The sequence below is a fragment of the Streptomyces sp. NPDC001532 genome (assembly GCF_040298625.1).
In the GTDB taxonomy this organism is placed as follows: Bacteria; Actinomycetota; Actinomycetes; order Streptomycetales; family Streptomycetaceae; genus Streptomyces.
The window spans coordinates 95,603-104,200 of the sequence record NZ_JBEPAL010000031.1; the positions used below are offsets into that span (position 1 = coordinate 95,603).

Here is an 8,598-nt window from a genome sequence, read left to right on the forward strand (position 1 = left end):
GGTTTCCCTTGCTGTCCCCTCAGACCTCCCCGGTGTCCTTCGAACACCATCCGGACGGCCTCGGCATCGGAGTCGCCGCCCCCCGCCTGTCCTGGACCCTCACGCCCGGATCGGGCCCCCAGGAGGCGTACGAACTCGAACTCGACCGCGGCGGCCGCACCCACCGCACCGGCCGCGTCGACAGCGCCGAGCAGGTGCTGGTGGCCTGGCCCGGACAGCCGCTGACCTCCCGGGAACGCGTCACCGTCCGCGTCCGCGTCTGGACCGCGGGCGCGGAGCACCCCTCGGCGTGGAGCGAGCCCCGCGCGGTCGAGGCGGGCCTGCTCACCCCCGCCGACTGGCAGGCCGTACCGGTCGGCGCCGCCTGGGACGAGGACCCCGGCGCCGACCGCAGGCCGGCCCGCGTCCGCAAGGACTTCCACCTCGACCGGCCCGTCATCCGCGCCCGGCTGCACGTCACCGCCCACGGCCTGTACGAGGTGGAGATCAACGGACGCCGCGTCGGCGACGAGGCACTGGCCCCGGGCTGGACCGTCTACCCCGAGCGGCTGCGCTACCGCACCCACGACGTCACCGGCCACCTCACCGAGGGCCCCAACACCGTCGGCGCCTGGCTCGGCGACGGCTGGTACCGCGGCCGGTACGGCTTCGACGGCGGCACCCGCAACATCTACGGCACCGACCAGTCCCTCGTCGCCCAGCTCGAAGTGACCCACGACGACGGCACCACCAGCGTCATCGCCACCGACGGCTCGTGGCACGCGGCACCCGGACCGATCCTCACCAGCGGACTGTACGAGGGCGAGACCTTCGACGCCCGCCTCGACGACCCGCACTGGGCCACGCCGGGCGCCACCGACGTCGGCTGGACCCCGGTGCGCGTCGGGACCCGGGACCCGCGCACCCTCACGGCACCGGAAGGGCCGCCGGTGCGCTGCACCCAGGAGGTCACCCCGGTCGGCATCACCCGCACCGAGGACGGCCGCCACCTCCTCGACTTCGGCCAGAACCTCGTCGGCCGCCTCCGGGTCACCGCCGACGGCCCGGCCGGGCACACCGTCACCCTGCGCCACGCCGAGGTGCTGGAGGACGGCGCGCTCGCCACCCGCCCGCTGCGCGAGGCGCACGCCGTCGACACCCTGATCCTCCCCGGCACCGGCCCCTATACCTGGGAACCCCGCTTCACCCTGCACGGCTTCCGCTACGCCGAGATCACCGGCTGGCCCGGCGAGTTGACCCCCGACGCGGTGACCGCCCGCGTGTACCACACCGACATGCGCCGCACCGGCTGGTTCACCTGCAGCGACCCGCTGATCGACCGGCTGCACGAGAACGTCGTGTGGAGCATGCGCGGCAACTTCGTCGACATCCCCACCGACTGCCCGCAACGCGACGAACGCCTCGGCTGGACCGGCGACATCCAGGTCTTCGCCCCCACCGCGAGCTTCCTCTACGACTGCGCCGGCATGCTCGACAGCTGGCTCACCGACGTCGGCCTGGAGCAACTGCCCGACGGCACCATCCCCTGGTACGTGCCCGTCATCCCCGGCGCACCCATGTGGACGCCCATCCAGCCCGGCGCCGCCTGGGGCGACGTCGCCACCCTGACGCCCTGGGTGCTCTACCAGCGCTTCGGCGATCTCGACCTGCTCCGCAAGCACCACGCCATGGCGAAGGCCTGGGTCGACCTGATGGAACGCCTCGCCGGTCCCGGCCGGCTCTGGGACACCGGCTTCCAGCTGGGCGACTGGCTCGACCCGGCCGCCCCGCCCGAGGACCCGGCCGCCGGACGCACCGACCGCCACCTCGTCGCCACCGGCTACTTCGCCCACTCCGCCCGCCATCTCGCGCTCGCGGCGGCCGAGTTGGGCGAGACGGCGGAGGCGGCGCGCTACACCGCCCTCGCCGAGGAGGTGGCGGCCGCCTTCCGCCGCCGCTACGTCCTTCCCTCCGGCCGCATGACCAGCGACAGCGCGACCGCCTACGCCCTCGCCATCGCCTTCGGACTGCTCACCCCGGAACAGCGGCGGGCCGCCGGCGACCGGCTCGCCGAACTCGTCCTCGCCGACGACGCCCGTATCGCCACCGGTTTCGTCGGCACGCCACTGATCTGCGACGCCCTCACCGACACCGGCCACCTGGACATCGCCTACCGCCTCCTCACCCAGACCGAGTGCCCGTCCTGGCTGTACCCCGTCACCATGGGAGCCACCACCATCTGGGAGCGCTGGGACAGCATGCGCCCGGACGGCACCCTCAACCCCGGCGGCATGACCTCCTTCAACCACTACGCCCTCGGCGCGGTCGCCGACTGGCTGCACCGCGTCGTCGGCGGCGTCACCGCCACCGCACCCGGCTACCGGACCCTCGCCTTCCGTCCGCGGCCCGGCGGCGGCATCACCTGGGCCCGCACCCGCCACGAGACGCCGTACGGCACCGCCGAACTGTCCTGGGAACTCACCGCGGACGGCATGACCGCCCGCGCCACCGTGCCCGAGGGCTGCACGGCCACCGCCGAACTGCCGGGCTGCGCACCGGTCGTCCTCGCCCCCGGGCGGCATGTGCTCCACAGCGCGGAACTCGCCGGGCGAGCCGCCTGACCCGAGCGCACCGGCGACGCGAGCGCCCACCCAGCCGGAACCGGCCGTCGACCTGACCCGACGGCCGGTTCCACCCCTTTCCGGAAGGTCCGCCCCCGACCATCCCGGACGAAGCGGTGATACACAGTGCGGATGCTCGACTCCACCGGAACCGGACGCCGTCCGGGCCGCGTCGCCGCGCGTCCGCGTCCAAGACGTCCGGGACGAGGACGTCCGCGTCCCGGATGTCCTCGGCGAGCGGCGGGCGGCGAGTGCGACACCGGGCATCCGCTCAACGGTCGGCTCGGCAATGCCGGCTGGTACGGCAGGACGTCCCAGGACCGAGAAACGGCCCCGACGGTCGGCACGTCCCGCTGAGGACGCCCCGGCGGTGCGGCTGCCGACGCCCGGCGTGAACCCGTTCCCGCCTCCCCGGCAAGTACAGGTGAACGCTGTCCCGATCGCACCGCATCCGACCGCCCACCACACCCCACGGACCGTCCATGACTGAATCCCCGTGCCTTCCCCCACCGGCGGAGGGCACCCTCGGCGGCGACACCGCCGACGATGACGCCGCACTGATCGCGGCGTCCCTCGACAGACCGGAGCACTTCGCCGCACTCTTCGACCGCCACGCGCCCGCCGTCCACCGCTACGTCGCCCGGCGCCTGGGACGGGACGCGGCCGACGACGTCACCGCGGAGACCTTCCTCACGGCCTTCCGGATCCGGGCCCGCTTCGACGCGGACCGCGCCGGCGTCCGCCCCTGGCTGCACGGCATCGCCGCCAAGCAGATCAGCCGGCACCGCCGCGAGGAGATCAAGGCGCTGCGCATCCTCGCCCGCACCGGCGGCGACCCCGTCGCCGAGACGTGGACCGACTCCGCCGACGACCGCGTCGCCGCGCAGGCCGCCTCCCGCACCCTGGCCGGCGCGCTGGCCCGGCTCTCCGAGGGCGACCGGCATGTGCTGCTGCTGTTCGCGTGGGCCGACTTCACCTACCAGGAGATCGCGCAGGCACTGGACATCCCCGTGGGGACGGTCCGGTCCCGGCTCAACCGGGCCCGCAAGAAGCTGCGCGCCGCGACCGGCGCCTACGACCCCCTCCTCGCCACCCGCCTCACCGAAGGTGATCCCGCATGACCGAGCTGATGAAGCTGCGCGCCGACGCTCCCGAGCCCGACGGCGACCGCCTCGCGCCCGCACGCGAACGGCTCACCGAGGCGTTCCGTGAGGAGTCCGCCGGACGCCGGCCGGCCGCTCCGGCCGTGCCGCGCCCGCGCCGCAGGGTCGTCCTGGTGGCCGCGGCGGCCGCCGCCGCGGTGACCGGCGGGATCGTCGTCTCCCGGCTGGAGGACGAACCCCGTCAGGACTCCGCCGACGGCCGCCGGGTGCTCTCCGCGCAGGCCTCGGCCGAGGCGCTGGAACTGGCCGCGGCCACGGTGGAGAAGAGCGCCGTCACCGAGCCGCGACCGAAGCAGTGGGTCTACGAGAAGTCCGCGATCCGCGTCGGCGGCGAGCTCCGGACGGGGGAGGAGTGGACCCGGTGGGACGGCACGGGGCACGCGCAGCTGCCCGGCATCCCGCGCGGCGGCGACATCTCCGACTTCGACCCGAACGAACTCCAGGTCTGGTACGGACCCAACCAGGAGGAGAAGTGGGCGAAGGAGGGCTACGACGACCGTTCCCAGCGGCAGTTCTGGCGCTTCCTCGTCACCCTGCCCAGCGACCCCGGCCGGATGATGCGACGGATCCGCGAGGAGCACGCCATCGGAGACATCGAGGGTGAGACACAGGCCCAGCGGGACTGGCGCGAGATCGAGGTCCTCCACCGCTCCGTCCTCATCCCGCCCCATGTCCAGGCGGGCCTCTTCCGGGCGCTGGCGAAGATCCCGGGCGCCCGGGTGGAGAAGGGCGTCGAGGACCCCCTCGGCCGCCCGGCCATCGCGGTCGCCGTGAACTACGCCGAGCCCACCCCGTCCGGCTGGCAGGGCAAGCAGCAGCTGTTCTTCGACCCGCGGACCTACGCCTACCTCGGCGCGATCAAGCGCTCGGCGCCCCCGGAACCGCCGAAGGGCATGACGACGCCGCCCGGCGAACCGGCCTTCGACGCCGCCCCGATGATCGGCGCCCGTGCGGCCTGGGGCGTGGTCGACAAGCCGGGCGCCCGCCCCTGAACGGCGGCCCGCCGTCGAGCGTCCGGCCCCGGCTGCCGCCCGCCCCTGAACGGCGGCCCGCCGTCAAGCGTCCCGGCCCCGGCTGCCGCCCGCCGCGGCGGGCGCCGTCCACGTCAGCGGGCGTCGGCCGCCGGGACGGTGATCTCGAAGCGGCACCCCGACGCCGTGTTGCGGACCGAGGCCCGCCCGGCGTGCGCCTCGACGATGCCGCGGACGATCGCGAGCCCGAGCCCCGCGCCGGTGTCCCCGTGCCGCCCCCGGTCCGCGGCCACGGCCTCGGAAGCCGCCGTACCACCGGAGGGCGGGGTACGGGCCTCACCGCCGCGCCAGCCCGTGTCGAACACCCGCCTGAGATCCTGCTCCGGGATGCCACCGCAGCAGTCCTCGACCGCGAGGACGACCATGTCGTCCTCGCGGCGCGCGCTCACCGCGACGGTTCCGTCCGCCGGCGTCGCCCGGATGGCGTTGACCAGGAGGTTGCCGAGCACCCGGGTGATGCCCTGGCCGTCGACACGGACCGGCAGCGGTGTGACACCGCCGTCCACCAGCCGCACCCCCCGCTCGTCCGCGAGCGGCCGGGTCGTGGCGAGGGCGTCGTTCACCAGGTCGTAGACCGACACCCGGGCCAGGACCAGCTCCAGGGACCCGGCCTGGATCCGGGACAGCTCGAAGAGGTCGTCGACCATGCCGGACAACCGCTCCACCTCGGTGCGCATCCGGGTGTGGTAACGGCCGGGGTCCGGGACGACCCCGTCCTCCAGGGCCTCGGCCATCGCCCGCAGCCCCGCGAGCGGCGTCCGCAGATCGTGCGAGATCCAGGCGATCAGCTCCCGCCGCGAGGCGTCCAGCGACCGCTCGCGCGCCTGCGCCGCCCTCAGCCGCGCACTGGTCTCCTCCAGCGCGGCGGCGAGCGCGGCGAGTTCCGCCGTGGGCGGGTCGGCGGGCGCCACGAACCCGGCCTCGCTGCCCACCTCGCGAGCCGCCAGGGCGAGTTCCCGGCTGCCACCGGCGATGCGGCGGCCGAACAGCAGCGCGGCACCGAGGGAGATGGCACCCGAGACGGCCACCACGATCAGCACCACGCGGAAATCGTGCCCCGACAGGAACATCTCCAGCGCCACCGCGACCGTGCCCGCCGCCATCGCGACGACGGCGAGCGCGGCCACCGCGAACATCGACAGCACGACCGAGCGGCGGCGCAGCAGGGTGACGGCCGGCGCGGCGGCCAGTCCGGCGAGCAGCGCGCCGAGGGCCGCCAGGGCGACGATGATGAGCATGTCGATCACGGCGGGCGACTCCCGTCGCCCGCCCCGGCGCCGGGCGCATCGAAGCGGTATCCGGCGCTCCACACGGTGCTGATGAGCCTCGGCGCGGCCGGATCGTCCTCGACCTTCTCGCGCAGCCGCCGTATGTGCACGGTGACGGTCGAGGTGTCGCCGAACTCCCACCCCCACACCTGCCGCAGCAGCTCCTCGCGGGAGAACACCCGGCCCGGGTGGCGCAGCAGGAAGACCAGCAGATCGAACTCGCGCGCTGTGAGCGACAGTTCGCGGCCGCTTCGTTCGGCCCGGCGGGCGGCCGGGTCGACGACCAGATCACCGGCCCGCAGCTCCACGGAGGCGGCGGGCGGCGGTGCCTCGGCGCGGCGCAGTACCGAGGCCACCCGCAGCACCAGTTCACGAGGGCTGAACGGCTTGGTCAGGTAGTCGTCCGCGCCCAGCTCCAGGCCCAGGATGCGGTCCGCCTCCTCACCGCGCGCGGTCAGCATGACCACGGGCACCGGCGGCCCGTCGCCCGCCCGCAGCCTGCGGCACACCTCCAGGCCGTCCAGGCCCGGCAGCATCAGATCGAGGACGACCAGCTGGGGCCGCAGCGCGGCGGCGAGTTCCAGCGCGGCGAGTCCGTCGGCGGCGTGCTCGACCCGGTGACCCGCACGGCTGAGGTAGCCGATGACGACCTCGGCGACGGTCGGCTCGTCCTCGACGACGAGGACCCGGCGGCCCGGACCGGGAGCGGGGGCGGGGCGGGTGTCCAAGGGTCAGCCCTTCACCGGGGACAGGTCGGCCGCGCCGAAGGAGACCGAGAACCGCTCGCACCAGATGACGGCGCTGCGGAACCCGGACAGGTCCGTGCCGGCCGGCACCGTGTAGTTCTGATTGCCCAGGTTGCCCTTGAGCCCGCCCAGTTCGACCACCTCGTCTCCCAGCCCCGTCCGTACCGCGTCGGCGTCCCGGGCCGAGAGATACACCCGGACGTCCGGCCCCTCGGAGGTCCTGAGGTTCTCCAGCCGCAGCACCTGACCGCCGTCCGCGAGCCGTATCGTACGGGCGGTCCCGCTGGTGTCGTGCTCATGGGTGACGAAACGGCCCTTCGCGAGGTCCCGCGGCCCGGCGGCCGGAGCGGAAGGCGTCCCGCTCACCGTCCCGCCGGGCTCCTCCACCGGGGCGGAGGCGGTGGGCAGGGCCTCGTTCACCGTGGTGTCGGTGAACGCCTTCCACGGCTGGAAGAGGAAGAGCCCGACGCCGGCGACGACCACCAGCACGAGAAGGACGGGCACGACGACACGGCGGGACACGCGGGACACCAAGACCTCCTGAAGAGGAACGAGCGGGCCGACCGCCACCGGCCGGCCCCGACCTCCCCTCAGCAAACACCGACGGCCCCCGCCGACAGTACGACGCGGAGCGCTCCGTAAGACACCGGTAACGTCCCCTGGCGCGGCGGGTCGCCGGCACTTCGGCACGTCGGCTCATGACCGCTCGTCGAGCGGGTCGCAGGGCGCGTTCGCCTCCCTCACGGACCGGATCGTCGCGCTCTGCCGCCGGCGGCCCCGCACCGGCACCCGGTGTTTCCTCCTGCGGGGACGACAGGGAAACACTTGCCCGGTGCTCCGGCGGGCACAGAGGCTCGGAGTCGGCCGGCTCCGTCTCTGACATGGAGGAACGCAACCATGGCACCCTGCCCCGTCCCGCCCGTACACGATCCCGAGGTCACGAAGACCGTCTACACGACGGGCCGCGCCCTCGGGGTCTCCGACAAGGTGATGCTCGCCGGTTTCGAAGCCGGCTGGGTCGAGTCCCACATGAACAACCTGCCGTGCGGGGACCGCGATTCCCTCGGTGTCTTCCAGCAGCGTCCCAGCCAGGGCTGGGGCACCCCCGAGCAGATCATGAACGTGGCCTACGCGGCCCGCCAGTTCTTCGTCCGCGCGGTCCGGGTGGAGCAGCAGTCGCCCGGACTGACGGCCGGCCAGACCGCCCAGCGCGTCCAGCGGTCGGGCTTCCCCGACCGCTACGACCTGGCCGAGGCCAAGGCGCGGGCGCTGCTGGAGGAGGCGGCCCGCGCGGTCGGCCCCGGGGACACCGGGACGCCCCGGCTGAGTGTCGGTGTGCCGTCGGTGGTGGACACGGGGTCGGGCATGGTGGTGTTCGGGGTGGAGCCGGGTGGTGGGATCACGCACCGCTGGCAGAGTGCTCCTGGTGGGGCCTGGTCTGCGTGGACCCCGTTGGGTCGTCCCGCTCCTGGTGCCACCGGTCGCCCCTTCGCTCTGGTGGGGCGTTACGGCAAGCTGGTGGTCTTCGTCCGTGGTGCCGACGGGGCTTTGTGGCACACCTGGCAGTCGGAGGCGGGGGCCTGGGCGCCGGACTGGGTCTCGTTGGGCGGGCAGCTGGCTTCCGATCCGGCCGTCGTCCTGAGTCCGAACCGTGCGTTGTCGGTGTTCGCCCGTGACCCGGGTGGCCGGGTGACGCACACCTGGCAGCGCGGGGCGGAGGAGGGTCATGCGTGGCATCCGGGCTGGGTGGACATGGGTGGCGCGGTGCAAGGGCGGCCGACGGTGCTGGT

8 protein-coding genes are annotated in these 8,598 nt (G+C 74.2%); 5 read left to right on the forward strand and 3 right to left on the reverse strand.

Annotation, left to right across the window (positions count from 1 at the left end; all coding sequences use genetic code 11):
* Nucleotides 1–32 precede the first annotated feature (32 nt).
* From ABT232_RS26080 to ABT232_RS26095, 4 genes are all read left to right on the forward strand, one after another.
* The gene (locus ABT232_RS26080) at nucleotides 33–2,600 is read left to right on the forward strand and encodes a family 78 glycoside hydrolase catalytic domain (RefSeq protein WP_351844058.1); all 2,568 of its coding nucleotides are present in this window, start codon (nucleotides 33–35) and stop codon (nucleotides 2,598–2,600) included.
* Between the two features lie 132 nt (nucleotides 2,601–2,732).
* A complete protein-coding gene (locus tag ABT232_RS26085) occupies nucleotides 2,733–2,957 on the forward strand; it encodes a GXWXG domain-containing protein (RefSeq protein WP_351844061.1) in 225 nt (74 codons plus the stop codon).
* 125 nt (nucleotides 2,958–3,082) lie between these two features.
* Nucleotides 3,083–3,721, forward strand: coding sequence for an RNA polymerase sigma factor (locus ABT232_RS26090; protein ID WP_351844063.1), 639 nt, complete (start codon nucleotides 3,083–3,085; stop codon nucleotides 3,719–3,721).
* Nucleotides 3,718–4,755 carry a CU044_5270 family protein gene (locus ABT232_RS26095; RefSeq protein WP_351844066.1) on the forward strand — a complete coding sequence of 346 codons (1,038 nt, stop codon included), beginning with the start codon at nucleotides 3,718–3,720 and terminating at the stop codon, nucleotides 4,753–4,755. The genes ABT232_RS26090 and ABT232_RS26095 overlap by 4 nt, the downstream gene beginning before the upstream one ends.
* A gap of 113 nt (nucleotides 4,756–4,868) precedes the next feature.
* Here ABT232_RS26095 and ABT232_RS26100 read toward each other — a convergent pair whose 3' ends face one another.
* From ABT232_RS26100 to ABT232_RS26110, 3 genes are read right to left on the reverse strand one after another with little or no spacing between them, the layout of a single operon-like run.
* The gene (locus tag ABT232_RS26100) at nucleotides 4,869–6,041 is read right to left on the reverse strand and encodes a sensor histidine kinase (protein WP_351844069.1); all 1,173 of its coding nucleotides are present in this window, start codon (nucleotides 6,039–6,041) and stop codon (nucleotides 4,869–4,871) included.
* The gene (locus ABT232_RS26105) at nucleotides 6,038–6,790 is read right to left on the reverse strand and encodes a response regulator transcription factor (protein ID WP_351844071.1); all 753 of its coding nucleotides are present in this window, start codon (nucleotides 6,788–6,790) and stop codon (nucleotides 6,038–6,040) included. The genes ABT232_RS26100 and ABT232_RS26105 overlap by 4 nt, the downstream gene beginning before the upstream one ends.
* A 3-nt stretch (nucleotides 6,791–6,793) precedes the next feature.
* Nucleotides 6,794–7,339: a DM13 domain-containing protein gene (locus ABT232_RS26110; protein ID WP_351844074.1), complete on the reverse strand. Its 546-nt coding sequence runs from the start codon at nucleotides 7,337–7,339 to the stop codon at nucleotides 6,794–6,796.
* A 366-nt stretch (nucleotides 7,340–7,705) separates the two neighbouring features.
* Between ABT232_RS26110 and ABT232_RS26115 the strand changes: the two genes are divergently transcribed.
* The coding region (locus ABT232_RS26115) for a DUF8189 domain-containing protein (RefSeq protein WP_502975472.1) at nucleotides 7,706–8,598 on the forward strand (893 nt) is incomplete at its 3' end.